The sequence below is a fragment of the Paraburkholderia sp. BR10923 genome (genome assembly GCF_040948765.1).
GTDB lineage: Bacteria > Pseudomonadota > Gammaproteobacteria > Burkholderiales > Burkholderiaceae > Paraburkholderia > Paraburkholderia youngii.
The window spans coordinates 169,348-190,906 of record NZ_JBFPKO010000006.1; the positions used below are offsets into that span (position 1 = coordinate 169,348).

The 21,559-nt window shown below is 63.0% G+C and carries 24 protein-coding genes and 1 pseudogene; 6 read left to right on the top strand and 19 right to left on the bottom strand.

Annotation, left to right across the window (positions count from 1 at the left end):
• Positions 1-39: 39 nt before the first annotated feature.
• From AB3X94_RS13500 to AB3X94_RS13510, 3 genes are all read left to right on the top strand, one after another.
• Entirely contained in the window at positions 40-282 is a 243-nt protein-coding gene (locus AB3X94_RS13500; protein ID WP_176111290.1) for a hypothetical protein, read from the top strand.
• A 263-nt stretch (positions 283-545) separates the two neighbouring features.
• Entirely contained in the window at positions 546-914 is a 369-nt protein-coding gene (locus AB3X94_RS13505) for a YciI family protein (RefSeq protein WP_176111289.1), read from the top strand.
• Complete coding sequence (locus AB3X94_RS13510) at positions 911-2,179, top strand: RNA polymerase sigma factor (protein WP_368611796.1); 1,269 nt, start codon at positions 911-913, stop codon at positions 2,177-2,179. The genes AB3X94_RS13505 and AB3X94_RS13510 overlap by 4 nt, the downstream gene beginning before the upstream one ends.
• Positions 2,180-2,226: 47 nt before the next feature.
• Here AB3X94_RS13510 and AB3X94_RS13515 read toward each other — a convergent pair whose 3' ends face one another.
• From AB3X94_RS13515 to AB3X94_RS13530, 4 genes are all read right to left on the bottom strand, one after another.
• Positions 2,227-2,718: a lytic transglycosylase domain-containing protein gene (locus tag AB3X94_RS13515; RefSeq protein WP_368611797.1), complete on the bottom strand. Its 492-nt coding sequence runs from the start codon at positions 2,716-2,718 to the stop codon at positions 2,227-2,229.
• Positions 2,719-2,741: 23 nt separating this feature from the next.
• Complete coding sequence (locus AB3X94_RS13520) at positions 2,742-3,080, bottom strand: hypothetical protein (RefSeq protein ID WP_368593535.1); 339 nt, start codon at positions 3,078-3,080, stop codon at positions 2,742-2,744.
• Positions 3,081-3,084: 4 nt separating this feature from the next.
• A complete protein-coding gene (locus AB3X94_RS13525) occupies positions 3,085-3,459 on the bottom strand; it encodes a hypothetical protein (protein ID WP_026228832.1) in 375 nt (124 codons plus the stop codon).
• Between the two features lie 208 nt (positions 3,460-3,667).
• Entirely contained in the window at positions 3,668-4,282 is a 615-nt protein-coding gene (locus AB3X94_RS13530) for a TetR/AcrR family transcriptional regulator (RefSeq protein ID WP_176111285.1), read from the bottom strand.
• Positions 4,283-4,366: 84 nt separating this feature from the next.
• Between AB3X94_RS13530 and AB3X94_RS13535 the strand changes: the two genes are divergently transcribed.
• Entirely contained in the window at positions 4,367-5,497 is a 1,131-nt protein-coding gene (locus AB3X94_RS13535; protein WP_368611798.1) for an MBL fold metallo-hydrolase, read from the top strand.
• Positions 5,498-5,508: 11 nt separating this feature from the next.
• On the opposite strand, the gene AB3X94_RS13540 is transcribed toward AB3X94_RS13535, so the two are convergent.
• Positions 5,509-6,360: a LysR substrate-binding domain-containing protein gene (locus tag AB3X94_RS13540; RefSeq protein ID WP_176111970.1), complete on the bottom strand. Its 852-nt coding sequence runs from the start codon at positions 6,358-6,360 to the stop codon at positions 5,509-5,511.
• 108 nt (positions 6,361-6,468) lie between these two features.
• On the opposite strand from AB3X94_RS13540, the pseudogene AB3X94_RS13545 reads away from it, so the two are divergent.
• Positions 6,469-7,332, top strand: a pseudogene (locus AB3X94_RS13545) (alpha/beta fold hydrolase).
• 23 nt (positions 7,333-7,355) lie between these two features.
• Here the strand turns inward: AB3X94_RS13545 and AB3X94_RS13550 are convergent.
• The 6 genes from AB3X94_RS13550 to AB3X94_RS13575 form a co-directional block, all read right to left on the bottom strand.
• Positions 7,356-8,063 (bottom strand): ABC transporter ATP-binding protein, encoded by a 708-nt coding sequence (locus AB3X94_RS13550; RefSeq protein ID WP_368611799.1) that lies wholly within the window; start codon positions 8,061-8,063, stop codon positions 7,356-7,358.
• Positions 8,056-8,820: an ABC transporter ATP-binding protein gene (locus AB3X94_RS13555; protein ID WP_368611800.1), complete on the bottom strand. Its 765-nt coding sequence runs from the start codon at positions 8,818-8,820 to the stop codon at positions 8,056-8,058. The genes AB3X94_RS13550 and AB3X94_RS13555 overlap by 8 nt, the downstream gene beginning before the upstream one ends.
• Positions 8,817-9,806, bottom strand: a complete 990-nt coding sequence (locus AB3X94_RS13560) for a branched-chain amino acid ABC transporter permease (RefSeq protein ID WP_176111969.1) — start codon at positions 9,804-9,806, stop codon at positions 8,817-8,819. Before AB3X94_RS13560 ends, AB3X94_RS13555 begins: the two co-directional genes overlap by 4 nt.
• A gap of 20 nt (positions 9,807-9,826) precedes the next feature.
• The gene (locus AB3X94_RS13565) at positions 9,827-10,687 is read right to left on the bottom strand and encodes a branched-chain amino acid ABC transporter permease (RefSeq protein ID WP_176111280.1); all 861 of its coding nucleotides are present in this window, start codon (positions 10,685-10,687) and stop codon (positions 9,827-9,829) included.
• 96 nt (positions 10,688-10,783) lie between these two features.
• Positions 10,784-11,959, bottom strand: a complete 1,176-nt coding sequence (locus AB3X94_RS13570) for an ABC transporter substrate-binding protein (RefSeq protein WP_368611801.1) — start codon at positions 11,957-11,959, stop codon at positions 10,784-10,786.
• A 707-nt stretch (positions 11,960-12,666) separates the two neighbouring features.
• Entirely contained in the window at positions 12,667-13,305 is a 639-nt protein-coding gene (locus AB3X94_RS13575; RefSeq protein ID WP_368611802.1) for a hypothetical protein, read from the bottom strand.
• Positions 13,306-13,655: 350 nt separating this feature from the next.
• On the opposite strand from AB3X94_RS13575, the gene AB3X94_RS13580 reads away from it, so the two are divergent.
• Positions 13,656-14,033, top strand: coding sequence for a DUF3022 domain-containing protein (locus AB3X94_RS13580; protein ID WP_176111278.1), 378 nt, complete (start codon positions 13,656-13,658; stop codon positions 14,031-14,033).
• A 37-nt stretch (positions 14,034-14,070) separates the two neighbouring features.
• On the opposite strand, the gene AB3X94_RS13585 is transcribed toward AB3X94_RS13580, so the two are convergent.
• The 8 genes from AB3X94_RS13585 to AB3X94_RS13620 all read right to left on the bottom strand — a co-directional run bounded on the left by AB3X94_RS13585 (position 14,071) and on the right by AB3X94_RS13620 (position 21,189).
• Complete coding sequence (locus AB3X94_RS13585) at positions 14,071-14,325, bottom strand: hypothetical protein (protein ID WP_217710244.1); 255 nt, start codon at positions 14,323-14,325, stop codon at positions 14,071-14,073.
• A gap of 184 nt (positions 14,326-14,509) precedes the next feature.
• On the bottom strand, positions 14,510-14,776 hold the full coding sequence (locus AB3X94_RS13590; RefSeq protein WP_176111277.1) for a hypothetical protein: 267 nt from the start codon (positions 14,774-14,776) through the stop codon (positions 14,510-14,512).
• Between the two features lie 305 nt (positions 14,777-15,081).
• Entirely contained in the window at positions 15,082-15,825 is a 744-nt protein-coding gene (gene phbB / locus AB3X94_RS13595; protein WP_176111276.1) for an acetoacetyl-CoA reductase, read from the bottom strand.
• A 220-nt stretch (positions 15,826-16,045) separates the two neighbouring features.
• Positions 16,046-16,201: a hypothetical protein gene (locus tag AB3X94_RS13600; RefSeq protein WP_176111275.1), complete on the bottom strand. Its 156-nt coding sequence runs from the start codon at positions 16,199-16,201 to the stop codon at positions 16,046-16,048.
• A gap of 1,028 nt (positions 16,202-17,229) precedes the next feature.
• The gene (locus tag AB3X94_RS13605; protein WP_368611803.1) at positions 17,230-18,069 is read right to left on the bottom strand and encodes a phosphatidylinositol-specific phospholipase C; all 840 of its coding nucleotides are present in this window, start codon (positions 18,067-18,069) and stop codon (positions 17,230-17,232) included.
• A gap of 102 nt (positions 18,070-18,171) precedes the next feature.
• The gene (locus tag AB3X94_RS13610; protein WP_176111968.1) at positions 18,172-19,023 is read right to left on the bottom strand and encodes a carbohydrate ABC transporter permease; all 852 of its coding nucleotides are present in this window, start codon (positions 19,021-19,023) and stop codon (positions 18,172-18,174) included.
• On the bottom strand, positions 19,023-19,892 hold the full coding sequence (locus AB3X94_RS13615; protein ID WP_176111273.1) for a carbohydrate ABC transporter permease: 870 nt from the start codon (positions 19,890-19,892) through the stop codon (positions 19,023-19,025). Before AB3X94_RS13615 ends, AB3X94_RS13610 begins: the two co-directional genes overlap by 1 nt.
• Before the next feature lie 40 nt (positions 19,893-19,932).
• On the bottom strand, positions 19,933-21,189 hold the full coding sequence (locus AB3X94_RS13620; RefSeq protein ID WP_368611804.1) for an ABC transporter substrate-binding protein: 1,257 nt from the start codon (positions 21,187-21,189) through the stop codon (positions 19,933-19,935).
• Positions 21,190-21,559: the final 370 nt, after the last annotated feature.

Genomic DNA, 21,559 nt, shown 5'->3' on the forward strand with positions numbered 1-21,559 from the left:
ATCGATACCCGGCCGAGGTCCGTCAACAGGGAGAACTGCGTGAATCAAACAGGCGAGACGAATGGGAGTGGCAATGTCATGCGACATGCGTTCATGATGCATGAGATACCGCGCTTGCATACGGTGCTTCACCTTATCGGCGACATCGCAGACGGACCGGGCCGGCCTGATGCCCTGGCGGAGATCGCCCGGTTGGCGCGCTGCGCGCTGGTCGTTTCAGTGCCGCCTGATCCTCGGATTGTCGAACGCGACGATGCATGCAGGAGTACGCTCAATCCGTGATGATCGAACGGCAAGGGACAGCGGTTCCACATCGCTGCGCCGCAAGCGAATCCCGAGTCGACAACGCGCGTCGAGCGCCCGACAATGTTTCACGAAACACGGTCGAACGGGCAGCAATCCGGTCATTTTTTCCCACCGCAGCGTGGCTGCTGGCGCCGATGCGCGATTATTTGATGCACGTTGTCCATCAGCATGCGGCCTGCGCGTCATTGTGATGGCGGCCGATGCAATTCATCCGCCTCAACCCCATGACGGAGGCTCAAATGGAATACCTGTTGATGATCTACTCGGAAGAAAACAGCTGGAACAAGATGACCGACAGCGAGCGGCAGCAAGGCGTTGCCGCCTATCACGCGTACACCGAATCGTTGAAGAAATCGGGCGCTCTGGTGGGCGCCAACCGGCTGCAGCACTCGAACACGGCCACCACGGTGCGGCTCGTCGACGGCAAGCCGCAGGTGCTCGATGGCCCGTTTTCCGATTCGAAGGAGCAACTCGCCGGCTACTACCTGATCGACGTGCCTAACCTCGACGCTGCGATGACGTGGGCGTCGCGCTGTCCCGGCGCGGCGCACGGCGTGATGGAGGTGCGCCCGGTCTGGACCGCTCCGTACGAAGCGCCGTCTGCATGAGCTCGTCCCGCGACGCCCGAGGCGATGACGGCGTCGCGCGGTCGATCGCCGAGGCGGTCGCTCGCCGCAGCTACGGCAAGCTCGTCGCGCTGCTGGCAATGCGCACGCGCGACGTCGCCGCGGCCGAGGACGCGCTCGCCGACGCATTCGCGGCGGCGCTCGCGGACTGGCCGGAGCACGGCTGTCCGGCGAGTCCTGAAGCGTGGCTGATGACGGTTGCGCGCCGCCGGGCGATCGACGGCGCGCGTCATCGCCAGGTCGGCGACGACGTGGCGAACCAGCTGCTGATTCTCGCCGACGAAATCGACGAGTGCTCGACAGACGCGTTGCCCGACCGGCGGCTGGCGCTGCTGTTCGCGTGCACGCACCCTGCGCTCGAAGCCCCGATTCGCACGCCGCTGATGCTGCAAGTGGTGTTGGGGCTGGAAGCGAAGACGATTGCGTCGGCGTTCCTGATGTCGCCCGCCGCGATGAGCAAGCGCCTCGTGCGGGCGAAGACCAAGATCCGCGAAGCGGGCATTCCGTTCAGCGTGCCCGAGCGCGAGGAGCTGGCCGGGCGGCTCGACGCGGTGCTCGAAGCGGTCTATGCGGCGTACGCGGAAGGGTGGACGGACCCGATCGGCGGCGATACCGAGCGGCGCGAGCTCGCCGACGAGGCGCTGTATCTCGCGCAACTGCTCGTCGAGCTGCTTCCGGAAGAACCTGAGACGCTGGGCCTGCTCGCGCTGATGCTGTTTGCACAGGCCCGGCGTGATGCGCGACGCGATGCGGCTGGCGACTACGTGCCGCTGTCGGCACAAGACCCTGCAACCTGGAACGCGCCGATGATCGAAACGGCGAACGCACTGCTGCGGCGCGCGAACGCGTTCAACGCAATCGGCCGCTTTCAGCTCGAGGCCGCGCTGCAATCGGCGCATGTGGATCGCTGCCGGACGGGGCGCCCGAACTGGGACGAGATCGTGCAGCTCTACGATGGGCTGCTTTCGATTGCGGCGTCGCCGGTAGTCGCAGTGAACCGCGCCCTCGCGGTGGCGGAGCGTGACGGCCCGCAGGCGGCGCTCGATGCGCTGGCGCCTTATGCGGACGATCCGAGGCTCACCGACTACCAGCCCTACTGGGCTGCACGCGCCAATCTGCTCGCGCGTGCCGGCGCGACGGCACAAGCCCTCAGTGCGTACGATCTGGCGATAGGTCTCGAGCGTGACCCGGCCGTGCGCCGGTTCCTGCAGCGCAAGCGGATGGAGCTTGCATCAGCGGGGAGTTAGCGGAGCGCGGTGCGCTGGCAAACACCCGCCGCGCCCGCGCCTGAACCTCATCGCTCCGGCTGCAACAGCCCCCAGCTGACGAGAATCGCCTGAATGCTGCGCGCGTAGCTGTCGCGCTCGCGCGGCGATTCCGAGTGATACGCGCCGATCGCGCGCCATGTGTTGCCGTAGCGCACCATCTTCTGCTTGAGCAGCCAGGCGGCCACGAAGATATTCACGCATGGGTCGGTGAGCGCGCGGTGCGGAATGCCCTGGCTCGCCAGTTCCGGAAAGTGGATCGAATTGATCTGCAATTGGCCCACGTCGATCGACCCGTTGGCATTGCGGTTGATGGCGGTCGCGTCGCCTTTCGATTCGCGCCATGCCACGGCGCGCAGCACGTGCGGATTGACGCCCTGGTAAGCGCCAGCCTTGTCGAAGCAATCATCGGCGCTCGGGGCGGCATGCGCGGACGAACTGCCGAGGACCACCAGCGCCGCCCAGGCGCAGATGGCCCACGATCGCAAAGGGCGGAGGGCGTTGCTCTTGGGCTGATCCATGGGTCGGGGCTCCGGGTCCTGCTTTACTGCGCCAGCGCGGAATCGAGCTGCTGCTCGATATCCTTCAGATAGGCGCGCGATTCATCGGAGACGACGAGGCGCGGCGTCGGCATCGCGCAGTGGCAATCGCGCTTTTGCGTCTTCTTCTTGTTGCGCGACGTCGAGCGCGGCGCGGGGAGGTCGTCATCGTCGCCGGTGGAGGGCGGCAGCATCGCGAGCGTGGGCAGCGGCGGGTAGACCTTGTCCGCGGAGGCCAGGGTGGCAGGGGGGGCGGCGGTTGCGGGCGCGCTGGCGGCGGGCTGGCCCGCCCACGCGGCCGAACTAAGGCATAGCGATGCCGCGGCGAAAGCGATCAGGCGCATCGTGTCAGCTCCCCGCACGTAGCGGCTGGATCGACACGCTGTACGTCTGGTTCGCGCCGGTCGTCAGGTTTTCGAGCGCGGGTTTGAGCCCCTGCTGCGGTACGCCCCGCCAGATCGCCTCGTTGATGTACTTGAAGTCCTGGCCCAGCGCCGTCACGCGGATCACCGTGGGCCGCTTCTGCGCGGCGGCGAGCGCGCCTGCCTTGGCGAGCACCGTAGCCAGTTGCGGATCGCGCGCGCCGAGTGCATCGGCGGGAATGTCGAACTTCATGATGACGTTCGACACCGCAGGTTTCTCGGCTTGAGCCGTAGTGGGCTGCTGCACTTGTGCGCAGCCTGTCATGAACATTACGGCAAGTAAGAGCACAACGCGCGTCACATCGGGTCTCCAAAGTTTCGAGGCGATGTACGCGTTTTCGGCTTCGGAAGCTGAGACTTGATACCTCAGAGCAAACGTTTGCGAAAAAGGAAGAGTTCGCTCTCCCGGTGCTGCTTCGCGGAAGGTCGCTGCGCGCACCGCCGTCTTCCAGCAAAGAACTTCTTACCTCGGCGGGGACGCCAAAGCAAACCCAATCCGGCAAACCGACTCACGCATAACGCGCGAGAAACATATCCACCGCGGCTTCCGCGATCCGCTTCTGCTCGCCGGCATCGAGCGGCACTTGACCCATCGCCACTTGCGGCCAGAAGGCAAAAGCCTTCACGAGCCCCTGCAACTGCAGTGCGGCGAAGACGGGCTCCCCGGTCTTGATGCGGCCGTCCGCGGCAGCCGCCCGGACCCACGCGGTCAGATCCTCCTCGCGCTCCCCCATGCGAGCGACCATATCGCGCGCGCGCTCCGGCGAATGGATGCCAGCCGCGATCGCCACCCGTGCCAGCGACAAGAAAGACTCGTCGTTAAGCAGGCTCAGCTTGCGCTCCAGCAGATCGAGCAACTGCGCGCGCAACGGTCGATCGGCGCGGTAGCAGGGCGCATCGCCATCGTGGGTCGCGTCCCACAGTTGCTGGAGAATCGCCGCGAAAAGTGCTTCCTTGCTCGGGAAATGGTTATAGACCGTGCGCTTCGAGACGCTCGCGCGGGTGGCGATGCGGTCCATGCTGGTTGCGTCGTATCCGGCCGCGAGAAATTCCTCGATCGCGGCGGTGACGATCGCGACGCGCTTTCGGTCAGTCAGACGTTGGGGACGGGCAGGCGATTCCATCCCCTAATTTTACACTGGTCAGTTTACTTTTCTTGAAAATAAACTACACTGCCGGGTGTACATTTTCTCAGAAAGGTCAACTTCATGACGTCGCTTCCCGCCTATGTCCGCCAAATGCTCGGCGTGAACGCCGCGCAACGCAGCCGCGCGAAGTTCGGCCTGTCGCCGCAGCATGACGGCGAGCGCTTTCGCAACGTCAAGCCGCGTCCGGCGCAAAGCCTGCGCAAAACGCTCGGGCTCGCGTGGACGGTGCTGTTCAACAAGCCGCGCGGCACCGTGCCGGCCGACGCGTTGCCCGTCGAAACGCTGACACGCGCGCAACTCGATGCGGCGCCCGATCGCAGCCTGTACCGGCTCGGTCACTCGACGATGCTGCTGAAGTTGCGCGGCAAGTTCTGGCTGACCGATCCCGTATTCGCCGAGCGGGCGTCGCCGTTCCGCAATCTCGGTCCGAAGCGCTTTCATGCGCCGCCGATCTCGCTCGACGATTTGCCGCCGCTGCATGGCGTGATTCTGTCGCACGATCACTACGACCATCTGGACCGCGAGACCGTCCTGATCCTGGCGCAGCGTACCGAGGTGTTCCTGACGCCGCTCGGGGTCGGCGACCGGCTCATCGAATGGGGTATCGACGCGGCGAAGGTCCGGCAGTTCGACTGGTGGCAGGGCACGGTGATCGAGGGCATCGAGTTCACCGCGACGCCGGCGCAGCACTTCTCGGGGCGCAGCCTGTTCGATGGCAACCGCACGTTGTGGGCGTCCTGGGTGATCGTCGATAACGATCTGCGCGTGTTCTTCAGCGGCGACACCGGCTACTTCGATGGTTTCAGCGCGATCGGCGAGCGCCTCGGACCATTCGACGTCACGTTGATCGAGACCGGCGCGTACGACGCGATGTGGCCATACGTCCATATGCAGCCCGAAGAAACCGTGCAGGCGCATATCGACCTGCGCGGCCGCTGGCTCGTGCCGATTCATAACGGCACCTTCGACCTCGCGATGCATCGCTGGCAGGAGCCGTTCGAGAGGGTGACGGGGCTGGCGCTCGCGCGCGGCGTCGCGCTGTCGACACCGCGCATGGGCGAGCGGCTCGATCTGGCTGCGGTGCATCGCGGTGAACGCTGGTGGCGCGGGGTTGCGCAAACCGTCGCTGCGCCGAAGGCTGCGTGGTGGATGTGTGCGTCGTGCCGAGCCGGCGCGGAGGAGTCTTCCTGACGTCTTCCGGGTTAATTCTTCAGGTCGGCGAGAATGTGCTCCGCGAGAAAATCGCACACAGGTCGCTTCGAAGCCGCGCTTCGCGCCAGCACGACTTCGAGCGTGCCGATTTCCGGCAGGCCATTCGCGGCCCCCAGCAGCGAGAAGTGAGCCGGTACCGCGCACTTGGCCAAAGGGGTCACCGCGAGTCCGGCCTCGGCCATCGTCAGCAGACCCAGCAGACTCGGACTCTCATACGACGTTCGATACGTGATGCGCGCACGCTCGAGGCTCCGGATGGCCTTCTCTCGCGCGACGCTGCCGGGCAAAAACACGGCGATGGGCAAGGGCCTTTCGCGCCAGATCTCGGTCGCGCCCGGGGCGGCGGCCCACACCATCGGTTCGTGACGCAGGAACTCGCCGTGCAATCCTTTCACGCGCGTCGCGCAGACGAGATCGACCGTGCCGTCCTTCAACATCGGCTCGAGCGCGACGCTTGGCAGCCCCACCACCTGAATTTCCACCTTCGGATAGGTCGCCGAAAATTTCTTGAGGATCGGCGGGAACAGTGACGTCGCATAGTCGTCCGGCACGCCGATCACCACGCGCCCGGTCACGTCGGGCCGAACCACCGCTGCCCACGCTTCATCGCGCAGCGCGATCATCCGTCGTGCGTAGGTCAACAGCATTTCGCCGTCCTGCGTCGGCACCACGCTGCGAGGCTTGCGCACGAACAGCGCCTTGCCGAGCGCCGTCTCGAGCGTCTTGATCTGCATGCTCACCGCCGATTGCGAGCGATGCACGACCTGCGCCGCGCGACTGATCGTGCCGGCGTCCGCCACCGCGATGATCATCGACAGCACGTCCAGATCGAGCGCTTTCATTTCCGTTGCCATGATGGTTCGTATCAGAAAAGTAGATCGATTCCATCAATATTATGCGATTTTCTTTTGCCAGCACACCATCGATAGTGTCGCCAAAGGAGCCCTTTGATGAATGCACGTACCAGCCCATCGATCCTGGCCTCAGCCTATGGCGCGTCCGCGCCATCGTTCGTGTCCACCGCATCGAGTGTTGCCATACCGTATGTCGAGTCCGGGAGCGGCGAGCCGATGGTGTTCGTGCACGGCTCGCTTTGCGACTATCGCTACTGGGACGCCTAGATGGCTTCGCTGTCTGGCCGGTTTCGCTGCTTCGCGCCGAGCTTGAGCCATTACTGGCCCGAGATCGATGCGTTTGGACACGGCGACTTCAGCTGGGAGGCGCACGTCGAGGAAATGGCCGGATTCATCACGGCGCTCGACTTGGCTCCGGTTCATCTGGTCGGTCACTCGCGGGGCGGGTGCGTGGCTTTCCATCTCGCGCGCGCCTATCCGCGCCTCGTGAAAACGCTGACGCTAGCCGATCCCGGCGGCCCGCTGCAAACCGAACCGCGAGGGCAGCCCGCGTTCATGCCGCCGGCGACCAACGTGTTGCGCGCCCGGGTCGCGGAACTGATCGAACGGGGCGAGTACGACGCCGGCTTGTCGATGTTCGTCGACTCCGTGAGCATGCCGGGGTACTGGAACAAAAGCCCGGAGAGCTTTCGTCGCATGGCGCTCGACAACGCGCTCACGCTGCCGAAGCAGTTGCTCGATCCGCTTCCGGCCTATACGCCGGAAGCCGCGCGCGATATCAAGTGCCGTACGTTGTTGATCGACGGCCAAAGAAGTCCCCGCATGTTCCGCAATACGGTCGATAAGCTCGAACAGTGGATCGAGTTTGCCGAACGCGAAACGATCGACGGTGCGTCGCATGGGATGAATGTCGCGAGACCGGATGCGTTCAACCGGGCGGTCACGACCTTCGTCGCGTAGCCCGGCCACGCATCGCGTGCCGCTCAGTGTTGAGACACGGCCAGCAAGGTATCGATCTTGTGATCCTGGGCCAGCAGCTCGGCCGCCGTGCTCGAATGAATCACCGAGCCGCGCTCCAGCACCACGGCGTTGTGCGTAATGCTCAGCGCCTTGCGCGCGTTCTGCTCGACCAGAATCACCGACAGGCCTTCGTCGCGGATGATCTCCGACAGGATGCGCATCAAGTCCTGCACGATGATCGGCGCGAGGCCTTCGAGCGGTTCGTCGAGCAGCAGCACCCTGGGATTGAGCATCAGCGCGCGGCCAATGGCGAGCATCTGCTGTTCGCCGCCGGAAAGCTGATTGCCCATATTGGCGCGGCGCTCCTCCAGGCGCGGAAACATCCTGTAGATGCGCGCCAGGTCCCAGGGACCGGGCACGGCGATCGCGCTCAGGTTCTCTTCGACCGTCAACGACTTGAAGATATTGCGTTCCTGCGGCACCCAGCCGATGCCGGCCAGCGCGCGCTGGTGCGGCTTGAATCCGGTGACGTCCTTGCCATCGAGCCAGATCCGCCCGCTAAAGCGACGCGTGTGACCGACGATGCTGTTGATCAGCGTGGTTTTACCCGTGCCGTTGCGGCCAAGCAGCGCGAGAGCCTGGCCGTGATCCAAGGCCAGATCGATGCCCGTCAGGATCCTGGCTTCGCCGTAGCCCGCTACGACTCCTTCCAGCTTCAGCAATTCAGACATATTCGCCTCCAACCAGCTCCTCGCCCAGATACACGGCCTTCACGCGAGGATCGCGGGCGATGTCCGCGCATGCGCCCTCGGTAAGCAGACCGCCGCTCACCAGCACAGAGATGCGGTTGGCAAAGCTGAACACGAGGTCCATGTCGTGCTCGATCAGCAGAATGGTCACATCGTCGGGCAATGCGGCGACCGTATTGAGAATCTCGCGGCGTTCGCCGTCGGGAACGCCGGCCACGGGCTCGTCCAGCAGCAGCACGCGCGGCTTTGCCGCCAGCGCCAGCGCGATTTCGAGCAGGCGCTGCTTGCCGTAGGGCAGCACGCGCGTTTCGCGACTCATCACGTCGAGCAACTTGCACTGTTCGAGCAGCGAAGCGACCTCGTCCATGATTTCGCCGCGCTGGCCGAGCGCACGCCAGAAGCGCGCGCCCAGGCCGTCGCGCTCGGAGATCGCGACGGACAGCGATTCGGCCGGCGTCATGTGCTTGAAAAGCTGATTGATCTGGAACGTGCGGACGAGCCCGGCGCGAGCCCGCTTGTGCACGGACAGCGACGTGATGTCGTGGCCTTCGAGCTCGATGCGGCCCGAAGTCGGCGACAGCACGCCCGTCAGCTGATTGATCAGCGTCGTCTTGCCGGCGCCGTTGGGCCCGATCAGCGCCTGGCGAGCGCCTTTCTCGACCGCGATCGACACGTCATTGGTGGCGACGAGGCCGCCGAAGCGCTTGATCAGATTGAATGTTTGCAGTGCGATCGTCATGCTTTGCTCCCGCTGCGACGGAACCACGTCCACGGACGCACGAGCCGCTCGTGACCGACGATCACGATGATCACCAGCAGCAAGCCGATCCAGAACTGCCAGTATTGCGGCGTGATGTCCGCCAGCCGGTCCTGCATGAACCTGAATACGACCGCGCCGATGATGCCGCCATACAGATAACCCGCACCGCCGATCATCAGCATCAGCAGCACGTCGGCCGAGCGGTGGAAGTCGAGCACGTCGAGCGACGCGAAGCCGGTGGTCTGCGCGAGCAGGGCGCCGGCCACGCCCGCGTAGGCCGCGCTCAACGTATAGACGGCAGTTCGGCGCAGGTTGACCGGCACGCCCATGGCCGCCGCGCGAAGCGGATTCTGGCGGATCACCTGCAGCGACATGCCGAACGGCGACTTGACCACCGCGCGCGCGATCACGAACAGCACGAACAGCGTGACGATCGAATAGGTGTAGGCCACCTTGCCGAACAGATCGAACTCGATGTGACCAAAGAGCGGCACCATCGGCACGCCGGTCATGCCGTCGGCCCCGCCGGTGAGCCAGCCGAGCTTGTTGGCCAGTTCGTGCAGGATCGAGGCCACACCTAGCGTCACCATCAGGCGCGTGAGGTCCGAACCGCGCATCACCAGCACGCTGGTGACGAGGCCCGCCAGCGCCGCCACTCCGCACGAGAGCAGCATGCCCAGCAGCGGATCGACATCGAAGTACTTGGCCAGCAATGCAGCCGAATAAGCACCGAGACCGAAAAAGGCCGCATGGCCCAGCGACACGATGCCGGTATAGCCGAGGATCAGGTCCAGCGATACCGCGAACAACGCGAGGATCGCCATCTCGTTGAGCAGCAGGAAGTTATTGAGCGGCGTCACGCAGATGCCCAGCGCCACGATCCAGAAGATGATTTCCACTGGGCGCCAGCGCGACCACTGCCTGCCCATGCTGCGGACTTCGGGCACGATCGTCGATGCACCCATTTCGCTAGAAGTTGCCGACTTCATTTGCCCCCCGCCCTGACGAATAGACCCTGTGGTCGCCACATCAGGGTGATGATCATGACGCCGTAGATGATGAATGCCCCCAGATCGGGGATGTAGTACTTGCCCGCCACGTCCGCGATGCCGAGCAGCAGCGAAGCCAGCAGCGGACCGGTCAGCGAGGTCGTGCCGCCCACCGCGACCACGACCAGGAAATAGATCATGAACTTGAGCGGAAAGATCGGATCGAGGCCGAGCATGTTTGCGCCGAGCGCGCCGCCGAGGCCGGCGAGGCCCGAGCCGAACGCGAAGGTGGTCAGAAACACGAAGTTGATGTTGATGCCGAGGCCGCTCGCCGCGCGCGGATCATCCACCGATGCGCGCAGGCGGCTGCCAAAGCGGGTTTTGGTCAGGATCAGCTGGAGCGCGACGACGAGTACCACGCAGACCAGGATCACGAACAACCGGTAGTAACCGATGCCAATGCCGGCGAACACCGTGCGGCCCTGCAGCCATTGCGGCAGGTTCAGGAACTGCTGGGTCGAGCCCATGAAGTAGTCGACCGTCGCGATGGCCATGAAGGTCAGGCCGATCGTAAACAGCACCTGATTGAGTTCGGACTGCCCGTACACGCGCTTATACAGCGTGCGTTCGAGAATGCCGCCAAGCACCGCGGACGCGACGAACGCAATCGGCAATGCGCACAGGAAAGGGATGCCCAGACGCGACATCGCGAGCACGGTGGCGTAGCCGCCCACCATGGCGAAGGCGCCGTGAGCGAGATTGACGAAGTTCATCAATCCGAGCGTGATGGCCAGACCGCTCGCCAGCACGAACAGAAGCATGCCGTAGGCAATACCGTCGAAGAGAATGGTTAGCATGAGTTTTTACCGCCGAAACGCCGCGCCCCTGGCAGTGCGAGGGGCGCGGCGGGCAAATCGAATCATCCGGATACGGCGTGCCTCGCTTTCGCGAGCTTATTTGATCTTGGCCGGATCCTTGACGGCGTCGACCTTGTCGAACGACACGTTGAACAGCTGGCCATTCACGCGTTCCGTCCGGGTGATGTACACGTTCTGGACCATTTCACGCGTCTGCGGATCGAGTTCCACCGGGCCGCGGGGGCTGTTCCATTTCTGGCCCTTCATGGCTGCCAGCAGCTTGTCGCCGTTGGTGTCGCCCTTGGTGGCTTGCAGCGCCGCGTAGATCAGGTGCATGCCGTCATAGGCGCCGACGCTGTGGAAGTTCGGGCGCATGCCGGGGTTGGCTTTTTCGAAGGCGGCCACGTAGGCGCGGTTCTCGGGATTGTCGAGAGCGGCCGAGTAGTGCATCGATGTCACCGCGCCCAGCGCCGCGTCACCCATGGCGTTCAGGATGTCGTCATCCACCACGTCGCCAGTACCGATCAGTTTGATGCCCTGCTTGCTCAGACCGCGCTCGGCGAACTGCTTCATGAACGCGGCGCCGGCACCCGATGGCACGAAGATGAACAGCGCGTCAGGCTTCAGGTCGGCGACTTTCTGCAGGAACGGCGAAAAGTCCGGATTGGCGACCGGCACGCGCAATTGCTCGACGACGCTGCCCCCTTCCGATTCGAAGACCTTCTTGAAGGAGTTCTGCGCGTCGATGCCGGGACCGTAGTCGGCGACCAGCGTGACCACCTTCTTGATGCCGTTCTTCGGCGCCCAACGCGCGATGCCCAACGTGTTCTGCGGCAGCGTGAAGCCCGAGCGCACGATGTAAGGCGACTGCTCGGTGATCATCGCGGTGGCCGCGTTCATCACGATCATCGGCACCTTCGCCTGGGTCGCGAGCGGCGCGGCGGCGAGCGCCAGCGGCGTGAGCCCGAAGCCGGCCAGCACCGACACGTGATCCTTGACGATCAGCTCCTGTGCGAGGCGCTTGGTGGTATCCGGGACGTTGGTGTCGTCCTTCAGGATGACCTGGATTTTCTTGCCCGCGACCGTGTCGCCGTGCTGGGCCATATACAGCTTGACCGCCGCGTCGACCTGACGACCCGTGGACGCGAACGGTCCGCTCATCGGAACGATGAGCCCGACCTTGACCACATCGTCCGCATGGGCGAGCACGCTCGAACCTGCCAGCACGAGTGCGGCGGCGGCCTTAAGCAAAGTGCGCTTTTTGCTTTGCATTCGATTTCCTTGCTAACGAACCATAAACAACGTTGAAAATCGGACCCCTTGTTCATTGCTGGGCGAGCGCTGTGAGCGGGGTCCGGCGTAACGGTTTGCACACCCGAAGCCGAGGGATTGACTGATCGGTTGGGAGTAGCGCGGTCATGAAATCCGGCGGTGAGCCTGCCAGTGGCTAATGACCGTACTGTGTCTTGTCGTGGGGCGCGGGCACGGGATGGACGTGGCCGTCATTGGATCGGCGCGCGTGCCGCTGGACCGGCGCGCGGGCGGGTCGGGCGGATAATGCGTTGACGTCGATCAGCTTGCATCCGAACATCTTTTGTCCCCTCTACGGAGGCCTCTCAGTGGCCCGCTCGGCTGCGAACCCGTCCGGCCATACCGGCGGTGCAGGTATCTGTTCGCTTCTGCGTGCGCTTTTCGACTCGCCAATGTGGCGGTCGCCCCCGCGCCGCAGAGGCCGTTGTGCGCCGTCTTGCGCGCGTGTGCGATGGTAGCGGATGGCGAAGCTGCGCTGACTGCGTCCGCCGTCGACTTCCCGATCCAACCAATAACGGCATGCGGCTTGAAGTTTTAAGCCTGCCCGCCTGCCGTTCGCACCCAGCACAATAAGCACGCGCACCACGGGTTGAAAGAGCGGGTTAACCACATACGCATTGTTCTGCATGCATCGCGCATTGCCGGGCCCGCCCGCGCGCGGTGATGATCTACATTGCGCGGAGCTTCTTCCCGGCAGGACTCGACGGACGTCGCGAGTGACGCATCCAGGCCTTGCCTGGCCGGGTCTCGCGTCGGGCGCGATAAACAGATTCGATGACCCTGGAAGAAAATCGCAACCCTTGGAAGCGTGCCGACCTCAGTCGACGGCGAATACTGCTACCTGTTGCACCAGCGTGCCTGATTGCTCCTGGAGCGAGCTCGCCGCGGCGGCAGCCTGCTCGACCCTCGATCTTCTGGGTCAGGTTGCCCTTCGCGACCGTCGTCGCAATGTTGACGGCTTCCGCGAGCGGGCGGGTGATGCTGCGTGTGATGACCCAGCCAAAACCGACACTCATGGCAAGGACCGCCGCGCCCAGAGCGGCCAGTATCAAACAGCTCTTCTGCGCGATGTCGGTGATGGCGGCGGGGGCCTTGGTCGTCGAGGAGACCTGAAACTCGTTGATGTCGTCGAGTGTCGCGGTGTAACCGATGTAGATCGGCAGCAGGTCTTTGTTCAGGGATTGGATAGCCTGGGTACGCAGCCCTTCGGCTTGCAACCCGACGATTTTTTCGATGCCGTGATCGTAGTCTGCGCTTTGCTTCACGAGCCGCTCACCCACTTCGGGACGCGCGAGCGATTTCGACAACGTTGCGATCTGTGTCCGGCTGGAAATAGGGGAGTCGTCTGCGCGACGACCAGGCCGCGCAAGCGAGCCAGATGCTTGTTCGGCCTATTCCTTATGTCGGCTTCCGTTTAAAGAACTGAAGTGCGATTTGAACCGGCGATATGTGCGCGGCAGCGTCGTTTTGTCGCTGTATGAAGCTTGCGAATCGCTCCTTACGCTCGTGAATATCTGCTGACCGGTTTCATCGGTACATATTGCAGGATTGCGAGTCAGGCTCCAGTCGAAGCACTGGACAGACTCGACAGCCGGACACGGTTTTTGCTCGCCTACAGGCGGGGGGGCAGGGGCCTCGATCACAAGGAGGACTTTCTATGAAAGACATCGATCTGAATCAGCGCATCGAAGAAATCGAACTGGCTCTTTCCACGCTATTCGAGTCGCCGAAAGCGCCCGCGATCAGCGGTTACGACGACGGCCGCAACTTCCTCATCCAGGCTTCCTGGGTGATCGAGTCACATGGCGACACGACGCTGGATGCGCGGTGCGTGCTGACACTGCACTTTTCGGCTTCGCAGATTCAGCGATACGCGCAGATGGATACCGCACAACGTATCCTCGTGCGCGAACGCCTGTGCCGGATGGTCCGCGATCACCTCCGAGCGGAAGGCAGCGACCTGCCCTTGCAGGGAGAGTGCGCCGAAGATCTGCATGTGGAGGATCGGCTGCTGGATGTCGACGATCAGCGCTGATCGACCGCGGACGACGTACGTCCGCGTCGACGAGTGACTAGCACGCCTCCTCGCTCGGGACCGGGGGATGCAGCGACTCGAGCAGCTTCACCAGCCTTGCCTGCTGCTGCGGAGTCAGCCCTTGAGTAGCGCTCACCTGCTGGACACGCGCGCGCCAGTAGGTCCGGCTGAACAACGAATCCACGCCATCGTGGGACAGGATCCGTTCCAGATGCGAAATCGCATCTCCAGCGGTCAGCGGTGTATAGGGACTCTCCCTGTCCGGGGGCCCTCTCTTGATTGTTGTTTTCATCCACTTCTCTCAGGTGGTGACCGACTGGGTCCGGCCGTGTACGTCGGACTTCAATTGGCCCGTTTGTGCCATCCAACCCTTGCGAGGCGCGCGCGCCCGTCAGCTGCCTGGCGAGCCAGGTGGCGTGACGCGCGCCGGTCCTCGCAGCGACGCGACCCATCGCAAGCGGCACGGCCCTCGGTGTTCAGCAAAGCTCCGCGGCGGCCACCCACGGCATCGTCTCGAACTTCTTGAGAACGGTGTGCAGCGATCCGGAGAACCTGTCGGCAAACGCGATCGTCATGTCTTCGACATCATGTTTGCGGTTGCTCGTAATCCGTACGTCCTCGATGGCATCGGCGACCGGCATCAATACCTGCCACACCGCGGCGACCCTCATGCCGCCGCGCCTCGTACGAACCGTGATCTGATGGCCTGTGGCCTTTTGTTGTCCGGTGATTTCCGGTGTCATTCTTCAGCCCTCTCGATGTATCTGATTTTTTATTGGCGCGGTCGACGCACTTACATTCGCCCGCGCGGTTGATGCCACCACTCATGATGATCCAGATGTCGTAGCAGTCTTGCCCTTCTGCGCTCACGGCGATAGTGATCAATCACCATGAGCATTGCGATGCTGAGGGCCGTGCCCCCAATGATCAGGCCCATCCAGGTCTCACTCATGACACGTTCCTCTCTCATGGAAGCACAAGGGTGTTGCGTGAATGGTTCACGCCGATTCGTCCGGTGTTGCGGCACGTACCGGCGCGGTATGTTGCGTCACTGCATGTGCTGGCCGCCGTTGATCGCGATATTGGAGCCGGTCACGAAGCCGGCATCTTCCGAGCACAGATAGAGCACGAGCGCCGCGACTTCGTCGGGCTTGCCGAGACGTCCCATCGGGATATGCGGCAGGACCTTCGTGTCGAGGATCTCCTGCGGAATCGCGGTGACCATCTTGGTGGCCAGGTAGCCCGGCGAAATCGTGTTTACCGTGACCCCTTTGCGCGCCACTTCCAGCGCCAGTGATTTGGTAAAGCCGTGCATGCCGGCCTTGGCCGCGGCGTAGTTGGTCTGGCCGACCGAGCCTTTCGAGCCGTTGACGGACGAGATATTGACGATGCGCCCCCAGCCTCGTGCGACCATCTCTTCGCACAGCGGCTTGGTCATGTTGAAGACAGAGTCGAGGTTGGTGCGGATGACCGCATCCCAATTCACCTTGTCCATCTTCCTGAGGGTCATGTCCTGGGTGATGCCTGCGTTGTTGATCAGGATGTCGACCGGGCCGACTTCCGCCCGAATCTTGTCCGCGCAACCCTGGCATGAGTCGTAATCGGCCACGTCGACCGGGTAAGCGCGAAAGCTCCGACCCTGAGCTTCCATGTCAGCCAACCATTTGTCCGCACCGGTGTTGCTCGGCGAGTGCGTGACTACCACCGCATACCCTGCGTCGTGTAGTTTCGTACTGATCGCTTCTCCGAGTCCGCCCATGCCGCCCGTTACTACTACGATTCGTTTCGTCATCCTTTCCATCCGTGATCGAAATGTCTGCGAGGATCGTGAATACCCAATGGCCGTCTCGCACAACCCGCCATTGCTTTGCCACAACGCGCGGCCGCCTCCAGCATCACGGGAGGAACGGCTTCGGCATTGATTGAACTGCGCGGGTTTTTATAGACTTGTGGTATTGCGCGAATGGAGCTGGTGCATCAGCTGGCGGCGACATGCCGCGCCGGCGCACTGCTCAAAGATTCCAGGTGCCCCGAACGATGCTCCCCGCCTGCCGGTCCAGGCCGGCGAGTTTCCCTGTTCCTTCAAACGCTTCGGTGGCGGGCGAAAAGAACGTCGACACATTCGTTCGGCAGAATTTCAGCAAATCTTCGGACGAAAGGTCTTTCATTGCTTCTCCTGGATTGAATTTCGAACCCGCCTGCCCCGGAGACCATATCCGCAATCAGTATGCGGAATATCGTCGGTGAGGATTCCGGAGCAAAAGTATTATTAGTAAGACTAAATGAACGCTGCAAAAAACTAGGTGCCGGATCGCACTTCTGATGTCTGTATTCGTCAGTCGAAATACAACATGGTGTTTCTTCATCGAGTCACAGCCGCTTAGTTGGCATGGCCCGCGTCGGTAGGTCGCGCCGCCGATCCGACGCTTCGATCTCTATTGCAATTGTCATCAGATGACATAACAATTCGATTTTAGAGGGTTCATTCTAACTTCAAAATGTTAAATTTTCGGGAAGAAAGACTAGGTAAATACCCTGATACCAAAAGCTCCGCCTTGAAGGGTGGCTGTCGAGCCACGACGCTGTTTGATCGTCCGGACAACGGACTGGAACGGCGACCCCGATGAGTCGGCTCTTCGACTGCTTCGCCGAGCATCCCCGAAATGTCATGGAAATAGCCAGAACGACAGGATCATGCATTGGGATGAATCATTGCATGTTGTGCAAGAAATGACAATTCAACCGACGCTTCCTTGCACCGCTGCTGTCGCCCGGGCGAGTCGCTGCACGAGGTGCCGGTCCGCCGACACAGTACATGAGGGTGCGGCGCGGCACAGATGGCGAATGCGCGTCGGTGGTGGTGAGCGGGACCAGGCGGTGCGAAGGGCAATGCAGGCGCAGATAGAACATCTGTCGCGAGCGAGCGTAAGATGGAAGCGATTGATCGATGAGTTACGAGGAGGCGCGATGAAGGCGGTGTGCCCGCTGCACGGGCCAACGACCATCGTCGGTACGAACGCGTACGGATTTCCGATCTATGCGTGTTGTCGCGACGACGTTCCTTATGTCATGCCGCCAGACGCCTGCACGCGTGAACCGGCGAGGCGCGGACCAGAATCGAGGCCGCCACCGCGGCAGCCTCGAGCAAAGGAATCACGCTGAGATTCGCGGTCAACATCATGCCCACAGCGATGCATTATCGGCTCCAGTTGCAATCGATCAACGCATCAACGAGGCGCCAGTCCCGCCAGTCGCAAAAGTCGAGCAGCATGGTGCCGCATGGTTGCGGACGAGCCGCGAGCCGCTCGGCAAGCTGCTCGTGAATACCGCGATGCTGTGTATCCCCGCACGCCACGACGACCGGCGGCGCCGCCATCCCCGTGCCGCTGCAAAAGTTGATGACCCAACGCTCGTCGCACACACCGGGGGTGCGGTTCAACAGCAAATCGATGGCGCGCCACTTATAAGCGATCGATGTCGGCACCGGCACGCGAAATTCGTCCTGGATGGTGAACGGCGCCGGCACGTCGTCGATATCGAACGTTGCGTTGTCAGGCCAGGCCGTCAGGTCGATGCCGAGCGGCTTTTCACTCGCGAAGCGCCGCAGTAGCACGATGCTCCCGCGTACCGCCTCCAGCAGCGGCAGGTCGGCGGCAAGGTGCCAGTGCACATCGGCGTGTCGTTCGACATACAATTCGAAGGTCGCAGAGAACGCGCGGGCGCAGTCACGCGCGGGCCATTCGTCCTTGACCGACATGACGATGCATTCGCCGGGGTGACGCGCGAGAAACTGAGCGCATGTCCGTACCACATCGTCGAAACTCAGACCCAGCGAGATGCCGCCGTGATGAATCGCAAAGCGATCGCGCTGATGACGGCAGCGGATGTCGAGAACCCGCACCCCATGGTGCAACTGATCGTCGAGCGTGGCATGTTGCGTGCGCGCGAGCCGGTCATCGACCGTGTAGGCGCAGGTGTCATGGCTTCCTGGCAAGGTCAGTGCAGACAGCAAGCGGCTGCCATCGATGGCCGACATCCAGTCAGCGGGCGAAACGTTGGGATGGGTCAGGGCAGGGCGCAAGAAAACCTCTGGGTAAGCAAAGCGTCTGCTGCAACGTCGACGCAGAGTTGGAGCCCGTTACTTCAAGCCGCCCGAAAAGCCCTGCAGCAGATAGCGCTGCACATAGCCCGCGAGCAGAAGCGTCGGCACCGACGAAATCAGCCCTGCGCTCATCAGTTCGCCCCAGTCGATGCCGTTCTCGGTCACATAACCCGCCATCGTGAGCGGCAGGGTGAAATGACTCGGTGACGAGACGAACAACAGCGCCAGCAGAAACTCGTTCCACGCGATGATGAACACGAAGATCGCGGTGGCAACGAGACCCGGCGCGCACAGCGGCACGACGATGAAGACGATGCGCTGCGCGAGGTTCGCGCCGTCGAGCGCCGCGGCCTCCTCGAATTCGATCGGCACGTCGCGCACGAACGGCAGCAACATCCAGATCGCCATCGGCAACGCGTACAGCTGATAGGCGAGTACCAGCCCAAATAGCGAATCGAGCAGATGGAGCCACTTGGCCAGCGAAAACAGGGGTACGGCCACCGTAATCGGCGGCATCAGCTTCAGTGCCAGCACGAGCATCAGGAACAGCAGATCGAGTCGCGCCGGAAACGCCAGTCGCGCGAGCGCATAGGCGGCCGGAAAAGCCAGCGCGAGTGCGAGCAACGTGGCGCCCACTGCGACCCACACGGAGTTCAGCACCGACTGGGCCATGCCGCTTTCCCACACCGCCGCGAAATGCTCGAACGTGGGCGCCGAGGGCCACAGCGCGAGCGGATGGGCGAGGCGTTCCAGCGTCGGCGTGAAGGCCGCGCCAGCCATCCATATGCACGGCAGCAGCAACACCGCCAGCGCTACGACCCGCAACAGACCTCGCACAGCGGCACCGGACGAGCGTCGCGCGAAACCCTGCAAGCGCGCGAGCGGCATCAACGGTCGCGCCTGACTGCCGATTTCCATATGTATCCCGAGACCAGCACCGCGCACGTGAGCAGCATCAATACCGAAGCCGCGCTGGCGGGTCCTACGTTGAAGAAGCGGAAACCCGTGTCGTAGATGTACGTCGACAGCGTCTGCGTGGCATTGCCCGGGCCGCCGCCCGTCAACGCGTACACCTTGTCGAACAGCTTGAAGGTATCGATCGAGCGCAGCAGCATCGCGAGCGCGACGTGCGGTGCAACGAGCGGAAGCGTGATGTAGCGCAGGCACTGCCATTCGTTCGCGCCGTCGGTGCGTGCCGCCTCGGCGATTTCAGGCGGAATCGACTGCAGCCCCGCGAGAATGATCAGGAATGCCATCGGCGTCCATTGCCAGACATCGACCAGCATCAGTGACCACAGCGCGAGGTGCGGATCGGATAGCCAGGGCACCGCTGGTAGATCTATCGCCTTGAGCAGCGCATTCAGAAAGCCTCGGTAGTTGAGCCAGTTGCGCCAGATGGCGGAGCACACCAGCGTCGAGAGCATCATCGGCAGCACCGCAAGCGGCAACGCGATGCGCCGGCCCGCAAACGCGCGGACGAACAGCAGCGCGAGCGCGAGTCCGAACAGGACTTCAGCGAGCGAGGCCACGATCATGAACTGGATCGTATTGACGAAGCTCGTGCCGAACTCGCCGTCCGCAATGACCGATCGATAGTTGGCGAGCCCGATGAACGAGCGATGCCCCGATGCGTAATCGACCGAGAAAAACGAATCGATCAGCACGCGCGCGACCGGATAGAGCGCCAGCACGCCGAGCACAAGCGCGGCTGGGCTCATCAGGACGAGCAGCGGCAGATAACGTCGCAAGCGGCTCATCGACCCGTTCCCACGCTAGCCTGCGCCGTCACTGCCGCTATCACTGTACTGCCGCGTTGGCCTGGCCGATCTTCTGTGCAGCCTGATGCAACGCTGCGTCGGGCGTGGCCTGCCCCGTCAGCGCGAGTTGCAATGCGTCGCCGAGAATCGCCTCGATCTGCTGCCAATCTTTTACGCGAGGCCGCGCACGGCCCGCTTCGAGCGCCTTCAGCTGGTCCGGGTACCAGCGATATTGCTTGACGAGTGCCGGATTGACGAAGACGCTCTTGCGCGTCGGCGGAATGCCGAGCACGGCAAGTTGGGTTTGCGTCGCCGACGAAGTCAGGTAGGCGAGGAAATCCGCCGCCACCTTCGCATGCGCGGCATCTTTCGCAATGCCCATTTGCCAGATGCCCAGCATCGGCGCCGGCCCCTTGACCTGGCCAGGCGGCGGTTGCAGCGCGACCTGGCCGACGACGCGCGACTTCGCCGGATCGTCGAGCGCTGGCAGCCAGGCGGGCCACACTTCGATGGCCTGCGCGGCCGTGCCGCCCTGCAATGCGTCGCGCACTTCACCGGCGCCATACACGTCCACATCCTTCGGTGCCCACTTCTTCAGCGCGAGCAGCATCTTCAGCGCGGCCAGCGCTTCGGGCGAATCGATCGTGACCTTGCCGTTCATGTCGACGACTTCTCCGCCATACGCCCAAAGGATCGGCAGAAAACCGGTGACGACGGGGTTGCCCTTCACGCCACGAAACACGACAGCGGAAACGTCCTTGTCGGCGGTCCCGATGGTCTGTGCGATGTTCAGCACGTCGTCCCAGCTGCGCGGCGGCTGCAGGCCGCGACTCGCGAGCAGATCCTTGCGATAGGCGAACATCTCGACATTGCCGACGATCGGCATCGCATACAAGGTTCCGCTCGACGCGCGTCCGAGGGAGATCGTCGACGTCACCATATCGGCATCCGCGAGCGTGGCGGGCAGCGGCTGAAGCCATCCGTTGGCGATAAATTCGGGCGACCAGGTGTCGTCCATCATCACCAGGTCATAAGCGCGCGTGTTTTCGCGTAACGACAGCTTCAGCTTCTGATACAGGTCGTTATTCGGCAGCTTCAGCAATTCGATATCGACGCCCGGGTGCAGTTTCTTGTAGCCGTCCACCGCCTGCACGAGTCCGCGGCCGTAGATGTCGTCCCGGCCTGCGATCACGAGATCGGCGGCGTGCGCGCCAAGTGCGGCGATGGACAGGGAAGCCGCGACGGAAGCCGCGCGAAGACAGGCGAACAGGGTCGTTCGCTGGATCATTGAAGCCATGGCTCTTGAATTCCTGTTGGGGAAAGGCGTATGCGTACGATGAGTCCAGATCAACCCATCCCGCTTTTTTTTATCGGGCGCGCAGCGTTGCGAAAACAGATGCCAGGTTCGGCAGCGGGAATTGCAGCAACCTATCATGACGTACATATGTCAGCAAGCAGGGTTGCCGCGTAATGTTCGGACCCGCACGCAGGCACGCGTGCCACCCTCGAGCTGATCGTGGCGCGGGTCGACGCGCTGCGCCGCGGGCGGTTGCAAGGCGGCAGGACGTTGGTCCATTGAACCGCCGACACAATGCTTCGGATGACGAATAAGCGAGAGGAAGAAGGCCGCTAATCTCACACTACACAGCGCTAGCTCACCAGGAAAA

Coding starts and splice junctions, on each gene's coding strand:
- AB3X94_RS13540 (WP_176111970.1), bottom strand. CDS start 6,360: ATGAAAGCGCTCGATCTGGACGTGCTGTCGATGATCATCGCGGTGGCG.
- AB3X94_RS13600 (WP_176111275.1), bottom strand. CDS start 16,201: ATGAAAGACCTTTCGTCCGAAGATTTGCTGAAATTCTGCCGAACGAAT.
- AB3X94_RS13535 (WP_368611798.1), top strand. CDS start 4,367: ATGACGTCGCTTCCCGCCTATGTCCGCCAAATGCTCGGCGTGAACGCC.
- AB3X94_RS13570 (WP_368611801.1), bottom strand. CDS start 11,959: ATGCAAAGCAAAAAGCGCACTTTGCTTAAGGCCGCCGCCGCACTCGTG.
- AB3X94_RS13505 (WP_176111289.1), top strand. CDS start 546: ATGGAATACCTGTTGATGATCTACTCGGAAGAAAACAGCTGGAACAAG.
- AB3X94_RS13510 (WP_368611796.1), top strand. CDS start 911: ATGAGCTCGTCCCGCGACGCCCGAGGCGATGACGGCGTCGCGCGGTCG.
- AB3X94_RS13515 (WP_368611797.1), bottom strand. CDS start 2,718: ATGGATCAGCCCAAGAGCAACGCCCTCCGCCCTTTGCGATCGTGGGCC.
- AB3X94_RS13550 (WP_368611799.1), bottom strand. CDS start 8,063: ATGTCTGAATTGCTGAAGCTGGAAGGAGTCGTAGCGGGCTACGGCGAA.
- phbB (WP_176111276.1), bottom strand. CDS start 15,825: ATGACGAAACGAATCGTAGTAGTAACGGGCGGCATGGGCGGACTCGGA.
- AB3X94_RS13560 (WP_176111969.1), bottom strand. CDS start 9,806: ATGGGTGCATCGACGATCGTGCCCGAAGTCCGCAGCATGGGCAGGCAG.
- AB3X94_RS13530 (WP_176111285.1), bottom strand. CDS start 4,282: ATGGAATCGCCTGCCCGTCCCCAACGTCTGACTGACCGAAAGCGCGTC.
- AB3X94_RS13620 (WP_368611804.1), bottom strand. CDS start 21,189: ATGGCTTCAATGATCCAGCGAACGACCCTGTTCGCCTGTCTTCGCGCG.
- AB3X94_RS13585 (WP_217710244.1), bottom strand. CDS start 14,325: ATGAAAACAACAATCAAGAGAGGGCCCCCGGACAGGGAGAGTCCCTAT.
- AB3X94_RS13610 (WP_176111968.1), bottom strand. CDS start 19,023: ATGCCGCTCGCGCGCTTGCAGGGTTTCGCGCGACGCTCGTCCGGTGCC.
- AB3X94_RS13615 (WP_176111273.1), bottom strand. CDS start 19,892: ATGAGCCGCTTGCGACGTTATCTGCCGCTGCTCGTCCTGATGAGCCCA.
- AB3X94_RS13590 (WP_176111277.1), bottom strand. CDS start 14,776: ATGACACCGGAAATCACCGGACAACAAAAGGCCACAGGCCATCAGATC.
- AB3X94_RS13555 (WP_368611800.1), bottom strand. CDS start 8,820: ATGACGATCGCACTGCAAACATTCAATCTGATCAAGCGCTTCGGCGGC.
- AB3X94_RS13605 (WP_368611803.1), bottom strand. CDS start 18,069: ATGTCGGCCATCGATGGCAGCCGCTTGCTGTCTGCACTGACCTTGCCA.
- AB3X94_RS13520 (WP_368593535.1), bottom strand. CDS start 3,080: ATGCGCCTGATCGCTTTCGCCGCGGCATCGCTATGCCTTAGTTCGGCC.
- AB3X94_RS13565 (WP_176111280.1), bottom strand. CDS start 10,687: ATGCTAACCATTCTCTTCGACGGTATTGCCTACGGCATGCTTCTGTTC.
- AB3X94_RS13580 (WP_176111278.1), top strand. CDS start 13,656: ATGAAAGACATCGATCTGAATCAGCGCATCGAAGAAATCGAACTGGCT.